Source organism: Pseudomonas sp. FG98, assembly GCF_057808595.1.
This window is the reverse complement of sequence record NZ_JBMDIJ010000010.1, coordinates 57,742-83,525: the sequence shown is the minus strand read 5'-3', so window position 1 is coordinate 83,525 and position 25,784 is coordinate 57,742. Positions and strand designations below refer to the sequence as shown.

The window sequence follows — 25,784 nt, the reverse complement described above, 5'->3', positions numbered from 1 at the left end:
GCCTCTGGTATTATTCGCCGCCTAATTACGTGCGGTATTCAACAATGGTGTTGGGTGGCGGCACGTCAGTCGAGGAGTTTCACCATGAAACCTGATGTTCACCCGAATTACGAAGTAGTCGCAGTGACCTGCTCCTGCGGCAACAAGTTCGAAACCCGTTCCACTTTCGCCAAGCCGATGCCGATCGACGTGTGCAACGAATGCCACCCGTTCTACACCGGTAAGCAGAAAGTCCTGGACACCGGCGGCCGCGTACAGAAGTTCGCCGACCGTTTCGGCATGTTCGGCGCCAAGAAGTAAGTTTGCGCGTGGGTTTACCCGCGTTGCTGAAGAAAGCGTCCCTTGTGGGCGCTTTTTTTATGGCCGCGATTTGGCACCTGCCGGCGCAAGCCTTCTGCCCGGTACCCAGCGGGCTCACCACGGTGAAGGTGCAGCATGTGGTGGATGGCGACACCTTGCGCCTCGTCGACGGTCGCAGTGTTCGCCTGATTGGCATCAACACCCCGGAAATCGGGCGCCGTGGCAAGCGCAGCGAGCCTCTGGCCGAGACCGCCCGTCGGCGGCTGGCGGCGCTGGTTCGGGAGAATGGCGGGCGTGTCGGCTTGCGCATCGGCCGTGAAAGCCACGACAGATACGGCCGCACCCTGGCCCAGGTGTACGGGCGCTCTGGCGACAATCTGTCGGCCCGACTGTTGCGCGAAGGGCTGGGCTATCGCGTGGCGGTGGCGCCGAACGTCAGCCTGGTGGCGTGTCAGCGCCAGGCCGAAAGGGCTGCACGCAAGGCCAGGCTAGGTCTCTGGAGCAGTTCGCGGGTGCCGGCGGCGCGGGATCTGCGCCGTCCCGGGTTTGCTCTGGTCAGCGGCAGGGTCAGCGCTATCCAGCGCAATCGCGGCGGCATCCGCATCGAACTTGACGGCTCCCTGGTGGTTCAGGTGCCGGCAAGGTTGCAGCGCGGGTTTTCGCCTTCCTTTACCTCCGGTCTCAAGGCGCGCCGCATCGAAGTACGTGGCTGGGTGCTGGATCGTTCTCGCCAATCTGCGCTGAAACCCGGTGAAAAACGCTGGTTGCTGACGCTTACCGACACGAGCATGCTGGAGAAGGTCGACAGCTAAAAAATTGTGAACATTTTTTATTGTCGATTGTACACACTGAAAGCCTTGAACTACGCGGGTCTTGGCTGAAAGTCGTAGGTTAAAGGCCTTGACACAAGTGACCGGGCAGTCTTGTCGGCCCATTGCTCTTTGCGTATCCTCGGCGGTCCGTCAGAACAGTAAACAAGCGGAATGCCCACCATGTCAGACCTGAAAACTGCCGCTCTCGAATATCATGCTCAGCCTCGTCCGGGGAAACTGAGCGTCGAGCTCACCAAACCAACCGCAACCGCACGTGACCTGGCGCTGGCCTACAGCCCGGGCGTCGCCGAGCCGGTGCGTGAAATTGGTCGCGATCCTGAGCTGGCATACCAATACACCGGCAAGGGCAACCTGGTCGCAGTGATCTCCGACGGTACCGCCATTCTTGGCCTGGGTAACCTCGGCCCACTGGCGTCCAAGCCGGTCATGGAAGGCAAGGGTGTTCTGTTCAAGCGCTTCGCCGGTATCGACGTATTCGACATCGAAGTCGACTCGGAAAGCCCACAGGCCTTCATCGACACCGTCAAGCGTATCTCCATCACCTTCGGTGGCATCAACCTGGAAGACATCAAGGCGCCTGAGTGCTTTGAGATCGAGCGCGCCCTGATCGAACAGTGCGACATCCCGGTCTTCCACGATGACCAGCACGGTACCGCGATCGTTACCGCCGCCGGCATGATCAACGCCCTGGAAATCGCTGGCAAAACCCTCGGCGACGCCAAGATCGTCTGCCTGGGCGCTGGCGCCGCAGCCATCTCCTGCATGAAGCTGCTGGTGAGCATGGGTGCCAAGGTCGAAAACATCTTCATGATCGACCGTTCCGGCGTGATCCACGCTGGCCGTGACGACCTGAACCAGTACAAGGCTGTGTTCGCCCACGCTACCGACAAGCGCACCCTGGCCGACGCCCTGGACGGTGCCGACGTGTTCGTCGGTCTGTCCGGCCCGAACCTGCTGAGCGCTGAAGGCCTGAACTCCATGGCCGCCAACCCGATCGTGTTCGCCTGCTCCAACCCTGATCCGGAAATCTCGCCAGAGCTGGCTCACGCCACTCGCAGCGACGTGATCATGGCTACCGGTCGTTCCGACTACCCGAACCAGGTCAACAACGTACTGGGCTTCCCGTTCATCTTCCGTGGTGCCCTGGACGTTCGCGCCAAGCGCATCAACGAAGAAATGAAGATCGCCGCCGCCAACGCCCTGAAAGACCTGGCCAAGCTGCCGGTTCCCAAGGAAGTCTGCGAGGCCTACGGCGTCGACGCGCTGGAATACGGCCGTGGCTACATCATTCCGAAGCCGCTGGACCCACGCCTGCTGAACGTGGTTTCCGATGCCGTGGCCAAGGCCGCCATCGAATCCGGCGTAGCGACCCTGCCGTATCCGAAGCACTACCCGCTGAACAGCGTGGATGAAGTGTTCAACGGCTGATCCGCTGAAGCAACACTAAAAAGCCCCGGCTCGTGAGAGTCGGGGCTTTTTTATTGGGCGGGGCTTTTTATGGTGTTCTTCAGGGCTCTATCGCTGCATGGGTATCTACACATCTCTGCCATGTTCAACGCGGTCCCTGTAGGAGCGGATTTACCGGAACGCCGGACCGCCACGATTGGGCGCGAAGCGGCCATAAAACCGGTGCTATCGGTGTGTCAGAAAGACCTGGAACTCAGGTTTTACGACGGCTTCGCCGCCGATCGCGGATAAATCCGCTCCCACAGGTACGCGGGACCCTGTCGTTTCGTGTTTGATCTGAAGTTGTGTAGATACCCATGCCTATCGCTGGCAAGCCAGCCCACAGGGGCCTGTGGCTGGCCTAGAACCCTGTGGGAGCCGGCGTTGCCGGCGATGAGGCCGGCACTCCCGGTGCAAGTCTCTGGATCAGAACAGATCCATCGGCGCCGCCTCATCCGCTGGCAGCGGGCTGCCAGGCGCTGCGCCATTGCCCATCTCGTTCACCGAAGGCGGCGTGTCCTCGGCCTTGAACAGTTCGAAGTAGGCATTCGGCGTGCTCGGCGTGGCCGCACGGCCGCTGACCGGATCGATGCGCAGGCTGAGGATGCCTTCCGGCTCCGGCAAGCGGTGCTCCGGCTTGTCCTTGAGTGCCGCACCCATGAAGTTCATCCAGGTCGGCAGCGACACGGTACCGCCGTACTCGCGGCGGCCCAGAGTCTCGGGCTGGTCGAAGCCGGTCCACACCGTGGTCACGTAGTCGGCGTTGTAGCCGGAGAACCAGGCGTCCTTGGATTCGTTGGTGGTCCCGGTCTTGCCCGCCAGGTCATTGCGGCCCAGGGCCATGGCCCGGCGGCCGGTACCGCGCTTGATCACGTCTTCCAGCATGCTGGTGAGGATGTAGCTGGTCCGCCCGTCGATGATGCGCTCGGCGATGACCGGGGCCTGGGGCTGCGTCGCAGCTGCCTGCTGACCGTCGATGGTGATCGGCTGCTCCTGCGGCGCGGCGATACCACCCTGGGCCTCGTGGCCGGTCGGCGTGCGCGGCGGGTTGGCGGTGAACAGGGTCTCGCCGTTACGGCTCTCGATGCGCTCGATCAGGTACGGATTGATCTTGTAGCCGCCGTTGGCGAAGGCGCTCCAGCCGGTGGCGATCTCCATCGGCGTCAGGGTCGCGGTGCCCAGTGCCAGGGACAGGTTGCGCGGCAGGTCCTGCTTGTTGAAGCCGAACCTGGCGATGTAGTCGATGGTGCTGTCCACGCCCATGCTTTGCAGCAGGCGGATCGACACCAGGTTGCGCGACTTGTACAGCGCCTCGCGCATGCGGATCGGGCCGAGGAAGGTGTTGGTGTCGTTCTTCGGCCGCCAGACCTTGTCCAGGTACTCGTCGACGAACACGATCGGCGCATCGTTGACCAGGCTGGCGGCGGTGTAGCCGTTGTCCAGCGCGGCACTGTAGACGAACGGCTTGAAGCTCGAGCCCGGCTGGCGCTTGGCCTGGGTGGCGCGGTTGTAGTTGCTCTGTTCGAAGGAGAAGCCGCCGACCAGGGCGCGGATCGCCCCGGTGTTCGGGTCGAGGGTCACCAGTGCGCTCTGCGCTCCCGGTACCTGGCTGAAGGCCAGACTGCCGTCATCCTTGCGTCGCAGCCGGATCAGGTCGCCGACCTGCGCCACATCGCTGGCCTGCTGCGGAGCGCGCCCCTGGCTGTTGGTGTTGAGGAAGGGGCGGGCCCACTTCATGGTGTCCCAGGCGACGCTGGCGTCTTCGCCGCTGCGGGTCAGCACGCGCAGGCCGCTCTTGTCGACCTGGGTGACGATGGCCGGTTCCAGGCCGCCCAGGGTGCGCTGCTTGGCCAGTTCCTGCAGCCAGGCCGCGCGGGTCTTGCCCGGCAGGCGCGATTCAGGGCCGCGGTAGCCGTGGCGCTGGTCGTATTCGGTGAGGCCGTCGAGCACCGCCTTGTTGGCGATTTCCTGCAGGTTGCTCGGAACCGTCGTAGTCACGCGGAAGCCTTCGGTGTAGGCATCGCTGCCATAGCGACCGACCATCTCGGCGCGAGCCATTTCGGCGATGTACGGCGCGTTCACTTCCGGCGTCGGCACGTGGTAGCTGGCATTCAGCGGCTCGGCGAGAGCGGCCTGGTAGCTGGCCTCGTCGATCTTGCCCAGCTTGTACATGCGCCCGAGGATCCAGTCGCGGCGCTCCTTGGCCCGGGCCGGGTTGGCCAGCGGGTTGAAGCGCGACGGCGCCTTGGGCAGGCCGGCGATCATCGCCATTTGCGCCAGGCTGATATCACGGATCGACTTGCCGTAGTACACCTGTGCCGCCGCCTCGATGCCGTAGGCGCGGTTACCCAGGTAGATCTTGTTGACGTACAGCTCGAGGATCTCGTCCTTGGTCAGCTCGCGTTCGATCTGCAGGGCCAGGAGGATCTCGTTGGTCTTGCGCGAGAAGCTGCGTTCGCTGGTCAGGAAGAAGTTCTTCGCCACCTGCATGGTGATGGTGCTGCCGCCGGTCTGGATATGCCCGGACTTGAGCAGTTGCGTGGCGGCGCGCATCAGGCTGCTGGGGTCGACACCGTAGTGATTGAGGAAATTGTCGTCCTCGGCTGACAGCAATGCCTGAATGAAGTGTGGGGGAATATCCGCGAAACGGATTGGAGACCGCCGCATTTCGCCAAACTCGGCGATCAGCTTGCCGTCACTGCTGTAGACCCTCAGCGGTATCTGCAACTGGATGCTTCGCAGCGCCTCGACCGACGGGAGGCTGGGACTAAGATACAGAAACGCGCCGCTCAGACCGAGGACGGCTGCGCAAATGACTGCGACGAAAGACCACCAGAAGAACTTCAGCAGGCGTATCAAGGCTTTGGGGTGTCCAGTAGGAGTTTTGGGTTGAGCGCAGGGCCCGTCGGGCCGGAAAAACGCTGCGCATTATAAGCAATTTTCACTTCCACGCGTGATTTGCACCGGGTGTCAAGGTGGCATGGCTGCCACCGTCGCCAGGACGGCGGCTTGCTGCCTTTTTTCAGGACGGAACGAGGAAAACAGGATGTTTGGACGCACAAGCCGGGATGCCGGTTCACTGCTGGGGGTGGAAATCGCCTCCGGTGCCGTCAGATTGCTGCAACTGGAGCGCCGACCGCGTGGCCTGGCGCTGCGTGGTTGGGCGGTCGAGCCACTGCCGTCCAGAGCCTTGCAGGACGGTCGGGTAGTCGCTCATGAGGTGGTGGCCGAGGCTTTGGGCCGGGCGCTGGTGCACAGCGCTGCCAGTGTTCGCGAGGCTGTGCTGGCGGTGCCGGCCGCCGCGGTGATCCAGCATGCGGTGGCAATGCCCCCAGGGCTGGATGACGAGGAAATCGACGAGCGGCTGCGGGACGAGGCCGAGCAGTTCATCCCCTTTTCGGTGGAAGAGGCGGCCCTGGACTATCGGGTCGTGTCCGGTACTCCGGGCATGCTCAATGTCGCCTTCACCGCTTGTCGCCAGGAGTGGCTGGACAGCCTGGAACAGGTCATGGACCTGGCCGGGATGCGTGCGCGGATCGTCGATATCGACAGTCATGCCTGGCAACGGGTGCTGGCCCGACAGGCACCGGGACTGTCCGCAGTATTGCTGCTGGAAGCGGATGGCTGGGTGTTTCATGGCTTTCGCGCTGACGGGGCGCTGTTGTTCAGCGAGCACCAGTTGCCGAAGGAGCCGCGTCTCGAAAGCCTGGTGGAGTTCGTCGACCAGTGCCTGTTGCGCGAGCCCGGCTCGATGCCGGATCGGCTCTGGCTGGCCGGCGCCGAGGCCGGTTGGCAAGGGCTCGCCGAGCAACTGCAGCAACGCCTGGGTGTCGTCACCCGGGCCCTCGATCCTCTGGCAGGGCTGTTGCCGCCACAGCGCGACCACGAGGGGCTGAAGCTGGCCGCGCCCCTGCTTGGTGTCGCGTGCGGACTGGCCCTGCGGGGTTACGACTGATGGCCGGGGTCAATCTGCTGCCGTGGCGCGAATGGCGCAGGCGGCGAGCGATTCGCTATTGGCAGGGGCTGCTGTTCGGCAGCCTGCTGCTGGGAGCATTGCTGTCGCTGCTGGGGATCGGCCTGCTGAATCAGCATCTTGACCGGAGTGGCGAGGCCAATGCCCGGCTGGATGAGCGTATCGCCGGGCTCGCCGATGGCCTTGAACAGGTTGCGGACTTGCGCAGCCGTTTCGCCGACTTGCAGGCGCAGTGGGACGAGTTGCAGGCATTGCGACGGCAGCAGTGGGCGAGTGGCGATCTGCTTTTTCGCTTGATGGAGATCGTTCCGGCAGGCGCCCGGCTGAGCGAACTGCACCTGGCGGACGGTGAGTTGCGACTGTCCGGGCTGGCGCGCAGCGGTGCCGAGGTGGCCCAGTTGTTGCGCAATCTGCAGCAGTCGTCCGGGTTGGGGGCGCCGGATTTACAAGAACTGGTGTCCTCTCCATCAGGCGAGCGCTTTCGGCTTGTGGTCAGCCTGCGTTCCCCGGAGTCGCCATGAATCTTTCGCTGATCGACGACATGCTGGACTGGCGCGCGCTGCTGCGCTGGCCGTGGTGGGCGAAGGGCGCTCTGCTGACGGGGTGTCTGCTGCTGGTCCCGGCATTGGCCTTCGGCTTCATGGGGCGTGGTCTGCTCGACTCGATCAGCCGGGAAGGGGCCCTGCATGATGAGTTGCAACAGCAATGGCGGGTGCAATCCGCCGAGGTGGAATCGCAGGCGGCCCAGCAAGCGCAGGTTGCCCGGCTGCAAGCCGACCTGCTGCGCAGCCACCGCGAACTGTTCGACGATGATGGCCTGGCGAGTCTGTTGCAGGGCCTTGGCCAGTTGGGGGCGGAGCTGTCCTTCGAGCAGGTCTCGGTGCTGGATCCGCACGCGGGCGCCAACCGTATCGAGTTGCCGCTGCAATTGCAGATGCTTGGTGAGTACCGCGCCTTGAAGCGTTTCATCGCCGGCCTCGCGAAGCTGGGCAAGCTGGTGACGCTGCACGAGCTGCAACTGAGCGCTGCGGAGGCGAATGAGCCCGGGACCCTGCGCCTGCAACTGCGGCTCCAGGCGTATCGGGTACTGCAACCGGAGATGGTGGTCGAGCAGGCGACAGCAGCGCCGGTCGAGGCGCGCAATCCATTCGAGGTGTCCGAGGCCTGGGCGGCGGGGGTGGCTGCCCTGGGGCTGGATCAGGCGCGGATGGTGGGCTATTTGCAAGACCGTTTCGGGCAGGCGGCACTGGTCAGCCTGGGCGATTCGGTACATCTGCTGCGCGAGGGTGACCATCTGGCGGATGCCCGGGTGGTGCTGGTCGAGGAAGGGCGTATCGAGTTGCTGCTGGGGGCAGAGGGTATCGCCGCTATCCCCAGGGTGCTGACGCTCGGCAACGGATAAACAAGGAGAAGGACTTGAACAGGATGTTCAAAAGGTGGCTGCTCTGCCTGTTGCTGGCAGCACCATTCGCCGGCGCGGTTCCGGCACCTGCCGGCCATGCGGGGCAAGCGTTGTCGTTGAATTTCCAGGACGTCGAGGTCAGGGCAGTACTACAAGTGCTGGCCGACTTCGTGGGCGTCAACCTGGTGGTCAGCGACGAGGTGCGCGGCAGTCTCACCCTGCGCTTGCAGGAGGTGCCCTGGGAGCAGGCATTGGATACGGTGTTGCGCAGCAAGGGGCTGGGCAAGCGTCTGGACGGCAATGTGCTGTGGGTGGCGCCGCTGGCAGAGCTGGAGAACTCCGGGCGTCCGCTCTCCGGGTTGCGCGAGCAGGCGCTGCTGCGGGTCAACCATGCACGGGCGGAGGATCTTGCCGCATTGCTCCAGCCGCTGCTGGAAACCGGCCCGGAAGAAGAGCCCTGGGGCGCGATCAGCGTCGACGAGCGCACCAACACCCTGATCACCAGCCAGCATCCGCAGCGTCTCGACCGGCTCCGGCAGTTGCTCGGGCAACTGGATGTGCCGGTCCGTCAGGTCCTGATCGAGGCGCGGATCGTCGAGGCCAATGTCGATTACGAGCGCAACCTGGGGGTGGCCTGGGGTGGCTCGCTGGGTGGCGGGCGACTCGCGGTGAAGGGAGCGGGAGTGGAGTCGCCGACCTTCGTCGACCTTGGGCTCGAACGCGCTGGTGGTCGCCTCGGCTTCGGTTTTGTCGGCGACAGCGCGTTATTGGATCTGGAGTTGAGCGCCATGGAAAAAACCGGCAACGGCGAAATCATCTCCCAGCCCAAGGTGCTCACCGCCGACAAGGAAACCGCGCGGATCCTCAAGGGCTCCGAGGTGCCGTACCAGGAGTCGGGGGTCAACGGCACCACGTCGATCACTTTCCGCGAGGCCTCGCTGTCGCTGGAGGTCACGCCGCAGATCCTGCCGGGCGGACAGGTGAGCATGCAGGTCAAGGTGACCAAGGACGAGCCGGACTACCTGAACATCCAGGGCAGCGTGCCGCCGATCCGCAAGAACGAGGTCACTGCCCGGGTGCGAGTGGGGGATGGCCAGACCATCGTGATCGGCGGTGTGTACTCCACCACTAAAAGTAATGTGCTGGATAAGGTGCCATTTTTCGGCGATGTGCCGTATGTTGGGCGGCTGTTTCGTCGCTCCACCGTCCAAGAGAAAAAATCCGAGCTGCTGGTCTTCCTGACACCGCGTATCATGAGCGACCAGGCGATTGCTGTGAGTCATTGATTCTGTGCGAAATTTGATACTTGTTGGGCCGATGGGTGCTGGCAAAAGCACCATCGGCCGCCTGCTTGCCAAAGAGCTGCGCCTGCCATTCAAGGATTCCGACAAGGAAATTGAACTGCGCACGGGCGCCAATATTCCGTGGATCTTCGATAAGGAAGGCGAGCCGGGTTTCCGCGACCGCGAGCAGGCCATGATCGCCGAACTCTGCGCTGCCGATGGCGTGGTCCTGGCTACCGGCGGCGGTGCGGTGATGCGCGATGCCAATCGCAAGGCGCTGCACGATGGCGGGCGGGTCATCTACCTGCATGCTTCCGTGGAGCAACAGGTGGGGCGCACCGCCCGCGACCGCAATCGTCCGCTGCTGCGCACCGCCAATCCCGAGGAGACCCTGCGCAACCTGCTGGCGCTGCGCGATCCGCTGTACCGGGAGATCGCCGACCTGGTGGTGGAAACCGACGAACGGCCACCGCGCATGGTGGTGCTGGATATTCTCGAGCGCTTGCAGAAGTTGCCGCCTCGCTGACGCATGACTATCCTCGGCGACCAGTCATGCCGTGACGAGGCACTTTGTTATCACGCGGACCGAAGCTTCGAGTCCGCGTCTTCGTTCTTTGTGGGGATACATGCAGACACTTAAGGTCGACCTGGGCGAACGCAGCTACCCGATCTACATCGGTGAAGGGCTGCTGGAACAACCTGAACTGCTGGCGCCGCATATTGCCGGCCGGCAGGTCGCCATCGTTTCCAACGAGACCGTCGCCCCGCTGTATCTGCAGCGTCTCACCCAGACCCTCGGTGCCTACTCGGTGCTGCCGGTGGTCCTGCCGGACGGCGAGGCCTACAAGAACTGGGAAACCCTGCAACTGATCTTCGATGCCCTGCTCACCGCCCGGCATGACCGCCGCACCACCGTGATCGCCCTTGGTGGCGGCGTTATCGGCGATATGGCTGGCTTCGCTGCCGCCTGCTACCAGCGCGGCGTCGATTTCATCCAGGTGCCGACTACCCTGCTGTCCCAGGTCGACTCCTCTGTCGGCGGCAAGACCGGCATCAACCACCCGCTGGGCAAGAACATGGTCGGCGCCTTCTATCAGCCCAACGCGGTGCTGATCGATACCGCCAGCCTGCGCACCCTGCCGCCCCGCGAGCTGTCCGCCGGCCTGGCCGAGGTGATCAAGTACGGCCTGATCTGCGACGAGCCGTTCCTCGGCTGGCTGGAAGACAACGTCGATGCCCTGCGCAATCTTGATGGCGCCGCCCTGACCGAGGCCATTCGTCGCTCCTGCGCGGCCAAGGCTGCGGTAGTGGGGGCCGACGAGCGCGAGTCCGGGGTGCGCGCCACCCTGAACCTCGGCCACACCTTCGGCCACGCGATCGAAACCCAGATGGGCTATGGTGTCTGGCTGCACGGCGAAGCGGTGGCGGCGGGTACGGTCATGGCCCTGGAAATGTCCATGCGCCTGGGCTGGATCAGCCAGCAGGACCGCGATCGCGGCATTCGCCTGATGCAACGTGCCGGCCTGCCGGTGGTACCGCCGCAGGACATGACGCCGGCGCAGTTCATGCAGCACATGTCGGTAGACAAGAAAGTACTCGATGGTCGTTTGCGCCTGGTCCTGCTGAGCAAGCTGGGCGAGGCGGTGGTCACCGACGACTACCCGCAAGAGATTCTTCAGGCCACGCTGGCGGCGGATTACCCTGCCATCGTGGCCCAGCTTTGAGGTCGATGAGAGCCCGATGACTAGTTTGCATGCCGATGAGGCCTTTCTCGGCCACTACCAGCTGAACCACGATCCCTTCGCCGCGCGCGTTCCGGGCTTCAAGTTCTTCCCTGCCCAGCGCAAGCCGGTCCTGGGGCAACTGCATCATCTCGCCCGCTACAGCCAGTTGCTGCTGGTGGTGACCGGCCCGCAAGGCAGTGGCAAGACCCTGCTGCGCCAGGCCCTGGTGGCCAGCACCAACAAGCAGTCGGTGCAGAGCGTGGTGGTTTCCGCCCGCGGTGCCAGCGATGCAGCAGGCGTGCTGGCCCAGGTGGCGCAGTCGCTCAACGTGGCCAAGGCCGAGGTCCAGGCGATCCTGTCCCAGGTTGTGCAGCTCGGGCTGACCGGCCAGGAAGTCTACTTGCTGGTGGACGATGCGGAACAACTCGGCGAATCGGCGCTCCAAGCGTTGCTGGAACTGGCGGCGGGTACTGCCGAAGGTCGTCCCCACGTGTTCCTGTTCGGTGAGCCCGAACTGATCACCAGCCTGGATGCGCTGGAGATCGAGGAAGAGCGTTTCCATGTCATCGAGCTGCAGCCCTACAGCGAAGACGAGACCCGGGAATACCTGGAGCAGCGTCTGGAAGGCGCGGGTCGTGGCATCGAGGTGTTCACCGCGGAGCAGATCGCCGATATCCAGCAAAACTCCGAAGGCTGGCCCGGAACCATCAACCAGGTCGCCCGCGATACCTTGATCGAAGCCATGATCGCCAGCCGTTCGACGGCGAAGCGACCATCAGTGGGGTTCTCTATGCCGAAGAAACATGTGCTGGCGCTGTCTGCCGTGGTGATCGTCGCCGTCGGCGCTGCCGTGCTGATGCCGAAGAAGGGCGACCAGCCGAAGACCGGTGCACCGGCCGAGCAGGCGCAACTGCCGCTGGGCCAGGGTCAGCCGAGCAATGCACAGTCGAACAATGGCGGCCCGGCGATCGAATTCGCTGGCTCGTCGCAGCCGATGCCGCTGCCGCTGGTGGGCCAGTCCCAGCCGGTGATGCGCGGTCCGCTGGCGGAAGCCGCCGGCATGAACGAAGGCGAGGAAGGCGGCCCGGCAGGCAACACCGCGCTGCAACCGCCAACCGTCACCACCATTGCCCCGCCCGATGGTGCCTCTGCCGGTCCTGCGCCGACCCCGGCCCAGCCCATCCAGCCGTCGCAGACCCTGGCCTCCGCGCAGCCGGTTGCACCGACTCATCAGCCTGTCGCGCCTGCGGCCAGCAAGCCGGTTGCACCTGCACCGAAGCCTGCTGAAGTCGCTGTTGCCAAGCCGGCCGCTCCAGCGGTCAAGCCTGCGGAAAAACCAGCGGCCAAGCCGGCTGCAGCAGCATCTGCCGGCGGTGCTGGCAGTGGCTGGTATGGCTCGCAGGCACCGGGCAACTATGTGGTGCAGATCCTCGGCACCAGCTCGGAAGCCACCGCCCAGGCTTATGTCAAAGCTCAGGGTGGCGACTATCGCTACTTCAAGAAAAACCTGCAGGGCAAGCCGCTGTACGTGGTCACCTACGGCAGCTTCTCCAGTCGCGATGCTGCACTGAATGCCATCAAAGCCTTGCCAGCCAAGGTCCAGGCTGGTAAACCTTGGCCTCGCACTGTCGCAAGCGTCCAACAAGAGCTCGCTGCGACGCGCTGATTAAAGCCTGACTCAGGTGGCTCCTACCCCCGCCACCTGATCAATCTCTGAATTCACAGGCAGCCTGCTGTGCAAATGCGCGGCAGGCTTTTCTGTCCCGGACTGCCGGCCACAAGCCCGTCTTGCAGTCATGGCTGAAACGCTTCAGACTCAAGCCAAGCCGTTACCACGGCACCCGCTTAAAAACATTCAAAAATGCGACATAAATTTTCACTGATGCGTCAGTAAATTTGTGAGCTTGTCTGTCGCTGTGCAACAATGGCACCCGTATTGCCCCCGCAAAGCTGGCGTTCGTTCGGCGTGGATGGTAAGTGGTTGAATTAAAAGAGATTTGCCTACTTGAGAGGCGAACCTGGTGAGAAAGTGTCTATGAAAACAGGTCTGTACCATCCCGAAGAGTTCAAGGACAACTGTGGATTTGGTCTGATCGCCCACATGACGGGCGAACCCAGCCACCACCTTTTGCAAACTGCTATCGAAGCCCTGACCTGCATGACCCACCGCGGTGGGATCAATGCCGACGGCAAGACCGGTGACGGTTGCGGCCTGCTGATGCAGAAGCCCGACCAGTTCCTGCGTGCCGTCGCCAAGGAGACCTTCGGCAACGAACTGCCAAAGCAATACGCAGTGGGCATGGTGTTCTTCAACCAGAACAGCGCCAAGGCCGAAGCCGCCCGCGAAAACATGAACCGCGAGATCCTCGCCGCCGGCCTGCAACTGGTGGGCTGGCGCCAGGTGCCGATCGACACCAGCGTACTCGGCCGCCTGGCCCTGGAGCGCCTGCCGCAGATCGAGCAGGTGTTCATCGGCGGTGAAGGCCTGAGCGACCAGGAATTCGCCATCAAGCTGTTCAGCGCCCGTCGTCGCTCCTCGGTGGCCAACGCCGAAGACAGCGACCACTACATCTGCAGCTTTTCGCACAAGACCATCATCTATAAAGGCCTGATGATGCCGGCGGACCTCGCCGCCTTCTATCCGGACCTGGGTGACGAGCGCCTGCAGACCGCGATCTGCGTCTTCCACCAGCGCTTCTCCACCAACACCCTGCCGAAGTGGCCGCTGGCGCAGCCATTCCGCTTCCTCGCCCACAACGGCGAGATCAACACCATCACCGGTAACCGCAACTGGGCCCAGGCCCGTCGCACCAAGTTCGAGAACGAACTGATCCCGGACCTGGAAGAGCTCGGCCCGCTGGTCAACCGCGTAGGCTCCGACTCGTCCTCGATGGACAACATGCTCGAACTCATGGTCACCGGTGGCATCGACCTGTTCCGTGGCGTGCGGATGATCATTCCGCCGGCCTGGCAGAACGTCGAGACCATGGACGCCGACCTGCGCGCCTTCTACGAATACAACTCCATGCACATGGAGCCGTGGGACGGCCCGGCTGGTGTGGTAATGACCGAAGGTCGCCACGCGGTCTGCCTGCTCGACCGCAACGGCCTGCGCCCGGCGCGCTGGGTCACCACCAAGAACGGCTACATCACCCTGGCCTCGGAAATCGGCGTGTGGAACTACAAGCCGGAAGACGTCATCGCCAAGGGCCGTGTCGGTCCGGGCCAGATCTTTGCCGTCGACACCGAGACCGGGCAGATCCTCGACACCAACGCCATCGATGACCGCCTCAAGTCGCGCCACCCGTACAAGCGCTGGCTGCGCCAGAATGCCCTGCGCATCCAGGCCGACCTCAGCGACGACCAGGGCGTGGCCAGCTACGACGCCGACCAGCTCAAGCAATACATGAAGATGTTCCAGGTCACCTTCGAAGAGCGTGACCAGGTCCTGCGTCCGCTCGGCGAGCAGGGCCAGGAAGCGGTCGGCTCGATGGGCGACGACACGCCGATGGCGATCCTGTCGCAGCGCGTGCGTTCGACCTACGACTACTTCCGCCAGCAGTTCGCCCAGGTGACCAACCCACCGATCGACCCGCTGCGCGAAGCCATCGTCATGTCGCTGGAGATCTGCCTCGGTGCCGAGCGCAACATCTTCCAGGAGTCCCCGGAGCACGCCTCGCGGGTGATCCTCAGCTCGCCAGTGATCTCGCCGGCCAAGTGGCGTTCGCTGATGAACCTCGACCGTCCCGGTTTCGAGCGCCACATCATCGACCTCAACTATGAAGAAAGCCTGGGTCTGGAAGCCGCGGTGCGCAGCATCGCCGACCAGGCCGAAGAGGCCGTGCGTTCCGGCAAGACCCAACTGGTGCTGACCGACCGTCATATCGCTCCGGGCAAGCTGCCGGTCCACGCGTCGCTGGCCGTGGGTGCCGTGCACCACCGCCTGACCGAAAAAGGCCTGCGTTGCGACAGCAACATCCTGGTCGAAACCGCCACCGCCCGCGACCCGCATCACTTCGCTGTGCTGCTCGGCTTCGGTGCTTCCGCGGTCTATCCGTACCTGTCCTATGAAGTGCTGGCCGACCTGATCCGCACCGGCGAAGTGCTGGGCGACCTGGACGAAGTCTTCAAGTACTACCGCAAGGGCATCTCCAAGGGCCTGCTGAAGATCCTGTCGAAGATGGGTATCTCCACCATCGCTTCCTACCGTGGCGCCCAGCTGTTCGAAGCGGTCGGCCTGTCGGAAGAAGTGGTCGGCCTGAGCTTCCGTGGCGTGGCCAGCCGCCTGAAGGGCGCGCGCTTCGTCGACATCGAGAACGAGCAGAGGCTGCTCGCCGCCGAAGCCTGGAGCGCGCGCAAGCCGATCCAGCAGGGTGGTCTGTTGAAGTTCGTCCACGGTGGCGAATACCACGCCTACAACCCGGACGTGGTCAACACCCTGCAAGCCGCCGTGCAGCAGGGCGACTACGAGAAGTTCAAGGAATACACCGCACTGGTGGACAACCGTCCGGTGTCGATGATCCGCGACCTGCTCAAGGTCAAGACCGCCGAGCAGGCCCTGGACCTGGCCGAAGTCGAGCCGCTGGAAGCCATCCTGCAGCGCTTCGACTCCGCCGGTATCTCCCTCGGCGCACTGTCGCCGGAGGCCCACGAAGCTCTGGCCGAGGCGATGAACCGCCTGGGCGCGCGCTCCAACTCCGGTGAGGGCGGCGAAGACCCGTCGCGCTACGGCACCATCCGCAGCTCGAAAATCAAGCAGGTCGCCACCGGTCGCTTCGGTGTCACCCCCGAGTACCTGGTCAACGCCGAAGTGCTGCAGATCAAGGTCGCCCAGGGTGCCAAGCCGGGCGAGGGCGGTCAGCTGCCAGGCGGCAAGGTCAACGGCCTGATCGCCAAGCTGCGCTATGCGGTTCCGGGCGTGACCCTGATCTCGCCACCGCCGCACCACGACATCTACTCGATCGAAGACCTCTCGCAGTTGATCTTCGACCTCAAGCAGGTCAACCCGCAGGCGCTGGTCTCGGTCAAGCTGGTGGCGGAAGCCGGTGTCGGCACCATCGCCGCCGGCGTGGCCAAGGCCTATGCCGACCTCATCACCATCTCCGGTTATGACGGCGGTACCGGTGCTTCGCCGCTGACCTCGATCAAGTACGCCGGCGCCCCGTGGGAACTGGGCCTGGCCGAGACCCACCAGACCCTGCGTGGCAACGACCTGCGCGGCAAGGTCCGGGTACAGACCGACGGCGGCCTGAAAACCGGCCTCGACGTGATCAAGGCGGCCATCCTCGGCGCCGAAAGCTTCGGCTTCGGTACCGCACCGATGATCGCCCTGGGCTGCAAATACCTGCGTATCTGCCACCTGAACAACTGCGCCACCGGCGTGGCCACCCAGAACGACAAGCTGCGCAAGGACCACTACATCGGTACCGTCGACATGGTGGTGAACTTCTTCACCTACATCGCCGAGGAAACCCGTGAATGGCTGGCCAAGCTGGGCGTGCGCAGCCTCGGCGAGCTGATCGGGCGTACCGACCTGCTGGAAATGCTCCCGGGTGAAACCGAGAAGCAGAAACACCTCGACCTCAGCCCGCTGTTGGGCAGCTCCCACGTGCCGGCCGACAAGCCGCAGTTCTGCGAGGTCGACCGCAACCCGCCTTTCGACAAGGGCACGCTGGCCGAGAAGATGGTCGACATGGCCCTGCCGGCCATTCGCGACCAGAGCGGCGGCGAGTTCGAACTGGATATCTGCAACTGCGACCGTTCCATCGGCGCACGGATCTCCGGCGAGATCGCCCGTCTGCACGGCAACCAGGGCATGGCCAAGGCGCCGATCACCTTCCGCTTCAAGGGCACTGCAGGCCAGAGCTTCGGCGTGTGGAACGCCGGCGGCCTGAACATGCACCTGGAAGGCGACGCCAACGACTACGTCGGCAAGGGCATGACCGGTGGCAAGCTGACCATCGTGCCGCCAGCCGGCAGCCCGTTCGCCACCCAGGACAGCGCCATTGTCGGTAACACCTGCCTGTACGGCGCCACTGGCGGCAAGCTGTTCGCCGCCGGTACCGCGGGCGAGCGTTTCGCGGTGCGCAACTCCGGTGCCCACGCCATCGTCGAAGGCACTGGCGATCACTGCTGCGAATACATGACCGGTGGTTTTGTCTGCGTCCTGGGCAAGACCGGCTACAACTTCGGCTCCGGCATGACGGGCGGTTTCGCCTACGTGCTGGACATGGACAACAGCTTCGTCGACAAGCTGAACCATGAACTGGTGGAAATCCAGCGGATCACCGGCGAGGCGATGGAGGCTTACCGCAGCCATCTGCACCGCGTGCTGACCGAGTACGTCGAAGAGACCGGAAGTGCATGGGGCCGTGAGCTCTGGGAAAACCTGGATGACTACGTCCGTCGCTTCTGGCTGGTCAAGCCGAAGGCGGCGAACCTGAAGAACCTGCTCTCCAGCACCCGGGCCAACCCGCAATAACGCAGTTGCAAGCGGCGACCTCGCCCAGCGCGAGGCTCGCCGGCTAAACGTGATCGTCTGGCAGCTTGCAGCTTGAAGCTAGCAACTGCGGTAAAGAGGTTTTGAAAAATGGCTGAACGTCTGAGTAATGACTTCCAGTTCATCGAAGTCGGGCGCAAGGATCCGAAGAAGAAGCTGCTGCGCCAGCGCAAGAAAGAGTTCGTCGAGATCTACGAACCCTTCAAGCCCCAGCAGTCGGCCGAGCAGGCCCACCGCTGCCTGGGTTGCGGCAACCCGTACTGCGAGTGGAAGTGCCCGGTACACAACTTCATCCCCAACTGGTTGAAGCTGGTTTCCGAAGGCAACATCCTCGCGGCGGCGGAGCTGTCGCACCAGACCAACACCCTGCCGGAAGTCTGCGGCCGCGTGTGCCCGCAGGACCGTCTCTGCGAAGGTGCCTGCACCCTCAATGACGGCTTCGGCGCCGTGACCATCGGCTCGGTGGAGAAGTACATCACCGACACCGCCTTCGCCATGGGCTGGCGTCCGGACATGTCCAAGGTCAAGCCGACCGGCAAGCGCGTCGCCATCATCGGCGCCGGCCCTGCGGGCCTCGGCTGTGCCGACATCCTGGTGCGCGGCGGCGTGACTCCGGTGGTGTTCGACAAGAACCCGGAAATCGGCGGTCTGCTGACCTTCGGCATCCCCGAGTTCAAGCTGGAAAAGACCGTGCTGAGCAATCGCCGCGAAGTCTTCACCGGCATGGGCATCGAGTTCCGCCTGAACACCGAGGTGGGCAAGGACGTGACCATGGAGCAACTGCTCGCCGAATACGATGCCGTATTCATGGGCATGGGCACCTACACCTACATGAAGGGCGGCTTCCCCGGCGAAGACCTGCCAGGCGTGCATGACGCCCTGGACTTCCTGATCGCCAACGTCAACCGCAACCTGGGCTTCGAAAAGTCGCCGGAAGACTTCGTCGACATGAAGGGCAAGAAGGTCGTCGTTCTCGGCGGTGGTGACACCGCGATGGACTGCAACCGTACCTCGATCCGCCAGGGTGCCAAGGCCGTGACCTGCGCCTACCGCCGCGACGAGGCGAACATGCCTGGCTCGCGCAAAGAGGTGAAGAACGCCAAGGAAGAGGGCGTCAAGTTCCTCTACAACCGCCAGCCGATCGCCATCATCGGCGAAGACAAGGTCGAAGGCGTGAAGGTGGTCGAGACCCGTCTCGGCGAGCCGGATGCCCGTGGCCGTCGCAGCCCCGAGCCGATCCCGGGCTCCGAAGAGATCATCCCGGCCGATGCCGTGGTCATCGCCTTCGGTTTCCGTCCGAGCCCGGCGCCGTGGTTCGAGCAGTTCGACATCCAGACCGACAGCCAGGGCCGCGTCGTCGCCCCGGAAAAAGGCAAGTTCAAGCACCAGACCAGCAACCCGAAGATCTTCGCCGGTGGCGACATGGTCCGCGGTTCCGACCTGGTGGTGACGGCGATCTTCGAAGGCCGCAATGCGGCGGAAGGGATCCTCGATTACCTGGGCGTCTGATTTGCCGCCCACTGGGTCCTACAACAAAAACTATTGACCTGAGGCATTCTGATAGACAAAAGGCACGGTAAGCACCGTGCCTTTTCTTTGTCCGTCTGAGAAAATGCCCGCACTTTTTTTCCGGATGCCGACATGACTGCCTTGAAGAATGATCGTTTCCTCCGTGCCCTGCTCAAGCAACCTGTAGACGTCACCCCGGTGTGGATGATGCGCCAGGCCGGCCGCTACCTGCCGGAGTACCGTGCCAGCCGCGCCAAGGCCGGGGATTTCATGAGCCTGTGCATGAACCCGCAATTCGCCTGCGAAGTGACCCTGCAACCGCTGGACCGCTACCCGCTGGACGCCGCGATCCTCTTCTCCGACATCCTCACCATCCCCGACGCCATGGGCCAGGGCCTGTACTTCGAGACCGGCGAAGGCCCGCGTTTCAAGAAAGTGGTCAGCAGCCTGGCCGACATCGAAGCCCTGCCGATCCCTGATCCACAAAAGGACCTCGGCTACGTCATGGACGCGGTCAGCACCATCCGCCGCGAACTGAACGGCCGTGTACCGCTGATCGGCTTCTCCGGCAGCCCATGGACCCTGGCCACCTACATGGTCGAAGGCGGCTCGTCGAAGGACTTCCGCAAGACCAAGGCCATGCTCTACGACAACCCGCAGGCCATGCACCTGCTGCTCGACAAGCTGGCGCAGTCGGTCACCAGCTACCTCAACGGCCAGATCCTGGCCGGCGCGCAAGCGGTGCAGATCTTCGACACCTGGGGCGGCAACCTGTCGGCGGCGGCGTACCAGGAGTTCTCCCTGGCCTACATGCGCAAGATCGTCAGCGGCCTGATCCGCGAGCACGAAGGGCGCAAGGTGCCGGTGATCCTCTTCACCAAGAACGGCGGCCTGTGGCTGGAAAGCATCGCCGAAGCCGGTGCTGACGCCCTCGGCCTGGACTGGACCTGCGAAATCGGCGACGCCCGCCGCCGCGTCGGCGACAAGGTCGCCCTGCAAGGCAACATGGACCCGACCGTGCTCTACGCCAAGCCCGAGGCCATCCGCGCCGAAGTCGCGCGCATCCTCGCCAGCTACGGCCAGGGCTCGGGTCACGTGTTCAACCTCGGCCACGGCATCACCCCGGAAGTCGATCCGGAGCATGCGGGTGTGTTCATCAATGCGGTGCATGAGCTTTCGGCGCAGTATCACCAGTAAAAGCGAAACGCCCGGCAAGTGCCGGGACTATTCGCCAAGCAAGAACGGCACTTCCCTTGAACGGGGCAGTGCCGTTTTTATTTTGGGCGTGTATACTTGAGCTTAATTAATAACGTTAAGCGTTACGAAATATGATTCGAAGCTTCGCATGTAACGACACGGAATTACTTTTTACCACTGGAAGAACGCGACGCTGGACGGATATCAAGTCTGTCGCCGAGCGCAAGCTCGCAGCCCTGGATGCTGCTGGCGAGTTGCGGGATCTACGTTCACCGCCAGGAAACAGGTTGGAGTCCCTTCGCGGTGATCGTGCCGGACAGCACAGCATCAGAATCAACGATCAATGGCGCCTGTGTTTCGTATGGACCGAAAACGGTCCTGAAAATGTCGAGATCGCCGACTACCACTGAGGTGAAGCATGTTCAAGAACGGCATGAGACCGGTACATCCCGGAGAGGTACTTCGGGAAGACTATCAGCGTGAAATGGGCTTCAGCGCTTCGGCCTTGGCGCGTGCCTTGGGCGTATCCGCCCCGACGGTCAACAACATCTTGCTGGAGCGAGGCGGCATTTCTGCGGACATGGCGCTGCGCCTCGCCATTTGTCTGGATACCACTCCGGAGTTCTGGCTCAACTTGCAGACGGCCTATGACCTGCGCAAAGCCGAGTTGGAGCACGGTGACGCCATTGCAGGATCGGTACAACGGTTACAGGTTGCTTGAGTCTGGATGCCCGGTCTTACAGGTGCCGGGCATTTTGCTTTGCGGATTAAGCTTCAATTCAGCGGCCCTCGGTAATCTGATCCCATCAACTCTTGAGAAGGATCAGCACCATGAAAGCCCGTTACCTCGCCCTTATCCTCGCCCCTCTGTTCAGCACCGCAGCCCTGGCGGCCAACACCGGCTACACCGGTCCGGGTGCACAATCGGTCACCACCGTGGCTGCCGCCAACGACGCTGCCGACGACACCCCGGTGGTACTGACCGGCTACGTGATCAAGAAGGTCAACAACGACGACAAGTACGAGTTCAAGGACAACACCGGCACCATCACCGTCGAGATCGACAACGAAGACCTGCCGCCGGTGGCGTTCAACGACAAGACCAAGGTCAAGCTGACCGGTGAGGTGGAGAAGCACCTGATGTCGCGGGAGATCGATGTGGACGTGGTCGAGATCGTTAACTGATCAGCAGTCCCAATGCATGCACAGAGCCTGTGGGAGATGGTCTATGTTGGCGGACAAGCAGATTGATGTTGTGACTGCTGGTCTCATCGTTGCATGGGTATCTACACAACTCAATCAGGCGTAACACAGACCCTGTGTGCGGCTGTTAGCCGCGATTGGGCGCGAAGCGGCCATAAAACCGGTGACCTCGGTGTGTCAGAAAGACTTGGGACTCAGGTTTTACGACGGCTTCGCCGCCGATCGCGGCTAACAGCCGCTCCCACACGTTCCGCGTTGCACCAAGCTAACGATGTGTAGATACCCATGCTCATCGTTGGCGAGCCGACTCCCACAGGGTTCTGGGCCAGCCACAGTATCTGGGCTCGGCGCAGTCCCTGTGGGAGCTGGCTTGCCAGCGATGAGCATGGGTATCTACACATCTTGAGCAAAGGCCGACGCGATCCCGGTAATTGGATGGACTCACCCCCGCCGAGGCATCACAGTGCCACGGTGGCGTTCCTAAAAAGCCAACGGCAGCGAGGGTGAGTCCATGAACAAGCATATGGCGAAATGCAATTCCGTGCCTCCAACTGATGTAGCGGTCTTGGCCGTTGATCTGGCCAAGAACGTTTTTCAATTGGCGGGCGAAGATAAGACCGGAAAGGTTATCTACGAGCACCGAATCAAGTCACGGCAAGCGTTTTACGAGTGCCTGAACGCACTGCCTTGCAGTGTGATGGTCTTGATGGAAACCGGACCAGGTGCACAAGCCTGGGCGCGTCAACTGCAGAGCAAGGGCAACCCCGTTCGCATTCTCCCGGCTCAATCTGTACAGATACACCGCTGCGGCCCCAAGAATGACCGCAATGACGTGCTTGCCATCTTGCGCGCGGGTCGAGATCAGTACATCTCGTCCGTACCGGTCAAAAGCACCACGGCCTTGGCTGTACAGGCTTTGCACCGTTCACGCCGGGGTTATGGGAAGCGCTGCACGGCACTGGGCAATCAGATACGAGGCCTGCTTATGGAACAGGGCATCACCTTGGCAAAAGGTGATTTACCGATCAGGCAAGGCGTTCCGCTGATTCTTGAGGATGCCTCTGTCCCCTTGCCTGAAATGCTGCGGGAATTGCTCGATGAACTGCTGACCGACTGGGAGTACCACAACCAACGTATCGAGCACCTTGATGCCAGGCTCAAAACCATTGCCCAGGAAGACGCCGTCGCGCAGAGATTGATGACGATACGCGGCTTTGGGCCAATCACGTCCACAGCACTGATCGCCAAGGAGACGCATCCTGAGCGTTTTGCCAATGCACGGCAGTTTGCCGCCTATTTCGGGTTGGTGCCCGATCAGCACAGCAGTGGTGAGAAAAACAGGCTCGGCAAGATGAGCAAGCGAGGTGATGGCTACATCAGGAGCATTGTGATCCAGGGGGCGCATGCCGTACTCAGGCAGGTTCGTCCTGACTCGGAGCATCCGGATGATTGTCGCCTGCTGCGCTGGAAGTCCCGCCTGGGCCCCAAGGAAGCTGCCGTCAGGTTGGCCAATCGCAACCTGCGTATTGCCTGGGTGCTGTTGCAAAGCGAACAGGTTTATCAGCGTAAACCGAATAAAAATCAGGAGGCATCCATGAACTCCTGATCAACAGAGTTCCGCCACCGGGGCGCTGAGCGCTCCACCCGCTGCTAACGAACATTGACCCTTGGTCAGACCGTCGCGGATTAGATGCCTTAGCTCCTACCGGCCCTTGAGGTCTATAAGTAATCGGCACTCCGCGGGCTTACCCAATGTTGGCCAGAAGCGCACAGCTTCCTCGTATAGGCCTGATACATAGATGCAACCGGGCAACTTTGTTCAAGAGCGGCTAGACAGTGTGGGTGAGTCCATACATAGACAGTGTGGGTGAGTCCATACATAGGAGCTGCTTCAGCTGCGAAGGACCGCACAGCGGTCCCAAATCCTGTCTACCCAGTGAGCCTGGAAAAACGCGGCGGACCGAGCACGGTGAATCCACGATGCTGCTTGGTCAAAGGCTCGTGCGGGATGGTTTTGGGACCGCTGGCGCGGTCCCAAATCCGGTCTATCCAGTGAGCCTGGAGAAACGCGGTAGACCAGGCACTGTGAGTCCATGATGCGGCTTGGCCAAAGGCTCGTGCGGGATGGTATTGGGACCGCTAGCGCGGTCCATCGCAGCTAAAGCAGCTCCTACCTGGACCGCGTCGCATGGATGGTTTGGGTAAACCCGAAGTTGTGTAGGTACCCATGCCCATCGCTGCGGTTCGACGCCCCGACAAGCCAGCTCCCACAGTGTTTTGCATCTACATCGTTTCAGCGGCAGCTTGCTGTTTTTGCCGGGAGGTCACCGCCGTCTGGTCATCCGGCGAGTAGCTGAAAATTTCCTTTTCATTCAGCGCGAGCTTGATGATCGGCAGCAAAATTCCTGTCGCGGCAAAGAAGCTCTGTTGCATCTTCTGCGCTTTGGCCAGGCCGTCATCCAAGTAGAACAGCGCTTGTATCGGCAGTTGCTCGGGGATGTCCTGCGGCCAGACGGCGACCACGATCTCGTTCCAGCGGCCGCGGTCGATGTCATCGTAGCGCTGGCGAACATCGATGCTGAACTGGAACCAATGTGCCGTTGGCTCCATATAGCAGAAAAAGCCCTCACCGACCTGTGAGGCATGCTCCACCCAGGCATGGACATCGGTGATGCCGTGATCGGGGCAGGGTTTGGGGAAGTCGTGGTTGCCGCAGCCATCGCGAATGTAGGAAAACGATATGGCATTACGCTTGATGTAGTCGCTGGTGGGGTTCCAGAACTTCGGGTCATCCCAGCGGCTGATCGCGCGGACCAGCACGCCGTTGCAGTTCAGGCCCGGACTGTCGTCGGCACATTCCCTGGCCGTATCGGCGTAGCGTGCCTTCAGGCTCTCGACGACGGCATAGCCGTCGTTCAAGGCCGGTGGGGTGGAAGGGGCTGACAGCACAGACAGCGCGAAAGTGAAAAGTACAACTCCGAGAGGCCAACGGATGTGCTGTTTCATGATCGTGGTCCAGAGAAGGGTGGCGGCTTCATCTGAACATGTGGTTTGCCGGAGCGCAGCCTGTCAGAAATAACAGGTAGCCGGTCTCAAGCCGTCTTCGGCGGCAGTTTGCTCAGGTGCAAGGCCACCCCGAGGGCGATCACCAACAGACTGCCGATAAACACCCCGATCCCGTTCCACCCGGCGTAATGCCAGGCCACCCCGCCCGCCGTCCCCGCCACGCTCGATCCTGCGTAGTAACTGAACAGGTACAGCGACGAAGCCTGCCCCTTGGCCTTGAACGCGCGCCGGCCGATCCAGCTGCTGGCCACCGAGTGGGCGCCGAAGAAGCCGAAGGTGAACACCAGCATGCCGACGATCACCAGCGGCAATGCTGTGAACAAGGTCAGCAGCATGCCGCTGAACATCAGCAGGATGGTGCCCCAGAACACCCGGCGCCGGCCCAGCTTGTCGGCCAGGGCGCCGATCTGCGCCGAGCTGTAGATGCCCGACAGGTAGACGATCGACAGCAGCCCCACCAGCGCCTGGCTCATGTGGTACGGCTCGGCCAGCAAGCGATAGCCGATGTAGTTGAACAGGGTGACGAACGCACCCATCAGCAGGAAGGCTTCGAGGAACAGCCACGGCAGCCCGGCATCGCGGAAGTGCAGGACGAAACCGTCCAGCAGGCTACGCGGGTTCATCGAGCGGGCGCGGAAGTTGCGCGACTCCGGCAGGATCTTCCAGAACACCGCCGCCGCGATCAGGGCCAGGCCACCGATCACCAGCATTGCCGTGTGCCAGCTGACGAAGTCGATCAGCACCCCGGTGATCAATCGCCCGCTCATGCCGCCAATGGCATTGCCGCCGATATAAAGGCCCATCGCCAGACCGATGTGCTGCGGATGAATCTCTTCGCTCAGGTAGGTCATCGCCACCGCCGCCAGGCCGCTCAGCGACAGGCCCACCAGCGCGCGCATCGCCAGCACCCCTTCCCAGGTCGGCATCAGCGCGCTGGCGATGGTGCTCAAGGCCGCGCAGAACAGGGCGAAGACCATCACCGGCTTGCGCCCGATGCGGTCCGAGATCGGCCCGGTGATCAGCAGACCGAACGCCAGCAGGCCGGTGGACACCGACAGCACCAGGCTGCTCTGCGCCGCATTGATGGAAAAGTCCTTGGACAGCAGCGGCATCATCGGCTGCACGCAGTAGAGCAGGGCGAAGGTGGCGAAGCCGCCGCAGAACAGCGCCAGCACCGTGCGCATGAAGGCCGGGGTGCCTTTTTCGATCCAGGTTTCAGTGAGCGTGGTGGCAATGTCGGCCACAGGTTCGGGGGGAATTTCGTGGGCGTGGGGCGCTACAGCAGTTTTCACGGGGACCTCGGCGGGATGGGCCTTGAGGGGTAACGAGAAAAATCATATAGCTGGCTA

Annotated in this window: 20 protein-coding genes; 17 read left to right on the top strand and 3 right to left on the bottom strand. The window is 62.7% G+C overall.

Annotated features, from left to right (window positions below):
• Positions 1-84 precede the first annotated feature (84 nt).
• From rpmE to ACODSK_RS09905, 3 genes are all read left to right on the top strand, one after another.
• Entirely contained in the window at positions 85-300 is a 216-nt protein-coding gene (rpmE, locus tag ACODSK_RS09915) for a 50S ribosomal protein L31 (protein WP_489015736.1), read from the top strand.
• A gap of 59 nt (positions 301-359) precedes the next feature.
• Positions 360-1,112, top strand: a complete 753-nt coding sequence (locus ACODSK_RS09910; protein WP_489015735.1) for a thermonuclease family protein — start codon at positions 360-362, stop codon at positions 1,110-1,112.
• A gap of 180 nt (positions 1,113-1,292) precedes the next feature.
• Entirely contained in the window at positions 1,293-2,561 is a 1,269-nt protein-coding gene (locus ACODSK_RS09905; protein WP_489015733.1) for a malic enzyme-like NAD(P)-binding protein, read from the top strand.
• A gap of 444 nt (positions 2,562-3,005) precedes the next feature.
• On the opposite strand, the gene ACODSK_RS09900 is transcribed toward ACODSK_RS09905, so the two are convergent.
• Positions 3,006-5,435 (bottom strand): penicillin-binding protein 1A, encoded by a 2,430-nt coding sequence (locus tag ACODSK_RS09900; RefSeq protein ID WP_489015809.1) that lies wholly within the window; start codon positions 5,433-5,435, stop codon positions 3,006-3,008.
• 190 nt (positions 5,436-5,625) lie between these two features.
• Here ACODSK_RS09900 and pilM point away from each other — a divergent pair, with 190 nt between their 5' ends.
• From pilM to ACODSK_RS09830, 14 genes are all read left to right on the top strand, one after another.
• A complete protein-coding gene (pilM, locus tag ACODSK_RS09895) occupies positions 5,626-6,534 on the top strand; it encodes a type IV pilus biogenesis protein PilM (protein ID WP_489015731.1) in 909 nt (302 codons plus the stop codon).
• Positions 6,534-7,073 (top strand): PilN domain-containing protein, encoded by a 540-nt coding sequence (locus ACODSK_RS09890; RefSeq protein ID WP_489015729.1) that lies wholly within the window; start codon positions 6,534-6,536, stop codon positions 7,071-7,073. The genes pilM and ACODSK_RS09890 overlap by 1 nt, the downstream gene beginning before the upstream one ends.
• Positions 7,070-7,954 (top strand): type 4a pilus biogenesis protein PilO, encoded by an 885-nt coding sequence (gene pilO / locus ACODSK_RS09885; RefSeq protein WP_489015727.1) that lies wholly within the window; start codon positions 7,070-7,072, stop codon positions 7,952-7,954. The genes ACODSK_RS09890 and pilO overlap by 4 nt, the downstream gene beginning before the upstream one ends.
• 23 nt (positions 7,955-7,977) lie before the next feature.
• On the top strand, positions 7,978-9,240 hold the full coding sequence (locus ACODSK_RS09880) for a type IV pilus secretin PilQ (protein ID WP_489015725.1): 1,263 nt from the start codon (positions 7,978-7,980) through the stop codon (positions 9,238-9,240).
• 4 nt (positions 9,241-9,244) lie between these two features.
• On the top strand, positions 9,245-9,763 hold the full coding sequence (aroK, locus tag ACODSK_RS09875; RefSeq protein ID WP_075802147.1) for a shikimate kinase AroK: 519 nt from the start codon (positions 9,245-9,247) through the stop codon (positions 9,761-9,763).
• Between the two features lie 100 nt (positions 9,764-9,863).
• Complete coding sequence (gene aroB, locus ACODSK_RS09870; protein WP_489015723.1) at positions 9,864-10,961, top strand: 3-dehydroquinate synthase; 1,098 nt, start codon at positions 9,864-9,866, stop codon at positions 10,959-10,961.
• 16 nt (positions 10,962-10,977) lie between these two features.
• On the top strand, positions 10,978-12,627 hold the full coding sequence (locus ACODSK_RS09865) for an SPOR domain-containing protein (protein ID WP_489015721.1): 1,650 nt from the start codon (positions 10,978-10,980) through the stop codon (positions 12,625-12,627).
• Between the two features lie 369 nt (positions 12,628-12,996).
• Positions 12,997-17,442 carry a glutamate synthase large subunit gene (gltB, locus tag ACODSK_RS09860; RefSeq protein ID WP_489015720.1) on the top strand — a complete coding sequence of 1,482 codons (4,446 nt, stop codon included), beginning with the start codon at positions 12,997-12,999 and terminating at the stop codon, positions 17,440-17,442.
• A 108-nt stretch (positions 17,443-17,550) separates the two neighbouring features.
• Positions 17,551-18,969, top strand: coding sequence for an FAD-dependent oxidoreductase (locus tag ACODSK_RS09855; RefSeq protein WP_489015718.1), 1,419 nt, complete (start codon positions 17,551-17,553; stop codon positions 18,967-18,969).
• A gap of 132 nt (positions 18,970-19,101) precedes the next feature.
• Positions 19,102-20,166: a uroporphyrinogen decarboxylase gene (hemE, locus tag ACODSK_RS09850; protein WP_489015716.1), complete on the top strand. Its 1,065-nt coding sequence runs from the start codon at positions 19,102-19,104 to the stop codon at positions 20,164-20,166.
• Between the two features lie 131 nt (positions 20,167-20,297).
• Positions 20,298-20,576, top strand: coding sequence for a type II toxin-antitoxin system RelE/ParE family toxin (locus ACODSK_RS09845; RefSeq protein WP_489015714.1), 279 nt, complete (start codon positions 20,298-20,300; stop codon positions 20,574-20,576).
• An 8-nt stretch (positions 20,577-20,584) separates the two neighbouring features.
• On the top strand, positions 20,585-20,887 hold the full coding sequence (locus ACODSK_RS09840) for a HigA family addiction module antitoxin (protein ID WP_489015713.1): 303 nt from the start codon (positions 20,585-20,587) through the stop codon (positions 20,885-20,887).
• Between the two features lie 110 nt (positions 20,888-20,997).
• On the top strand, positions 20,998-21,351 hold the full coding sequence (locus tag ACODSK_RS09835; protein WP_489015711.1) for a NirD/YgiW/YdeI family stress tolerance protein: 354 nt from the start codon (positions 20,998-21,000) through the stop codon (positions 21,349-21,351).
• 541 nt (positions 21,352-21,892) lie between these two features.
• Positions 21,893-22,975 carry an IS110 family RNA-guided transposase gene (locus ACODSK_RS09830; RefSeq protein ID WP_489015807.1) on the top strand — a complete coding sequence of 361 codons (1,083 nt, stop codon included), beginning with the start codon at positions 21,893-21,895 and terminating at the stop codon, positions 22,973-22,975.
• Between the two features lie 677 nt (positions 22,976-23,652).
• Here the strand turns inward: ACODSK_RS09830 and ACODSK_RS09825 are convergent.
• Complete coding sequence (locus ACODSK_RS09825) at positions 23,653-24,375, bottom strand: hypothetical protein (RefSeq protein WP_489015709.1); 723 nt, start codon at positions 24,373-24,375, stop codon at positions 23,653-23,655.
• An 86-nt stretch (positions 24,376-24,461) separates the two neighbouring features.
• Positions 24,462-25,694: an MFS transporter gene (locus ACODSK_RS09820; RefSeq protein ID WP_489015805.1), complete on the bottom strand. Its 1,233-nt coding sequence runs from the start codon at positions 25,692-25,694 to the stop codon at positions 24,462-24,464.
• Positions 25,695-25,784: the final 90 nt, after the last annotated feature.

Coding starts and splice junctions, on each gene's coding strand:
- aroB (WP_489015723.1), top strand. CDS start 9,864: ATGCAGACACTTAAGGTCGACCTGGGCGAACGCAGCTACCCGATCTAC.
- pilO (WP_489015727.1), top strand. CDS start 7,070: ATGAATCTTTCGCTGATCGACGACATGCTGGACTGGCGCGCGCTGCTG.
- ACODSK_RS09910 (WP_489015735.1), top strand. CDS start 360: ATGGCCGCGATTTGGCACCTGCCGGCGCAAGCCTTCTGCCCGGTACCC.
- pilM (WP_489015731.1), top strand. CDS start 5,626: ATGTTTGGACGCACAAGCCGGGATGCCGGTTCACTGCTGGGGGTGGAA.
- ACODSK_RS09840 (WP_489015713.1), top strand. CDS start 20,585: ATGTTCAAGAACGGCATGAGACCGGTACATCCCGGAGAGGTACTTCGG.
- ACODSK_RS09845 (WP_489015714.1), top strand. CDS start 20,298: ATGATTCGAAGCTTCGCATGTAACGACACGGAATTACTTTTTACCACT.
- ACODSK_RS09855 (WP_489015718.1), top strand. CDS start 17,551: ATGGCTGAACGTCTGAGTAATGACTTCCAGTTCATCGAAGTCGGGCGC.
- rpmE (WP_489015736.1), top strand. CDS start 85: ATGAAACCTGATGTTCACCCGAATTACGAAGTAGTCGCAGTGACCTGC.
- ACODSK_RS09865 (WP_489015721.1), top strand. CDS start 10,978: ATGACTAGTTTGCATGCCGATGAGGCCTTTCTCGGCCACTACCAGCTG.
- gltB (WP_489015720.1), top strand. CDS start 12,997: ATGAAAACAGGTCTGTACCATCCCGAAGAGTTCAAGGACAACTGTGGA.
- ACODSK_RS09825 (WP_489015709.1), bottom strand. CDS start 24,375: ATGAAACAGCACATCCGTTGGCCTCTCGGAGTTGTACTTTTCACTTTC.
- ACODSK_RS09835 (WP_489015711.1), top strand. CDS start 20,998: ATGAAAGCCCGTTACCTCGCCCTTATCCTCGCCCCTCTGTTCAGCACC.
- ACODSK_RS09830 (WP_489015807.1), top strand. CDS start 21,893: ATGGCGAAATGCAATTCCGTGCCTCCAACTGATGTAGCGGTCTTGGCC.
- ACODSK_RS09880 (WP_489015725.1), top strand. CDS start 7,978: ATGTTCAAAAGGTGGCTGCTCTGCCTGTTGCTGGCAGCACCATTCGCC.
- ACODSK_RS09905 (WP_489015733.1), top strand. CDS start 1,293: ATGTCAGACCTGAAAACTGCCGCTCTCGAATATCATGCTCAGCCTCGT.
- ACODSK_RS09890 (WP_489015729.1), top strand. CDS start 6,534: ATGGCCGGGGTCAATCTGCTGCCGTGGCGCGAATGGCGCAGGCGGCGA.
- hemE (WP_489015716.1), top strand. CDS start 19,102: ATGACTGCCTTGAAGAATGATCGTTTCCTCCGTGCCCTGCTCAAGCAA.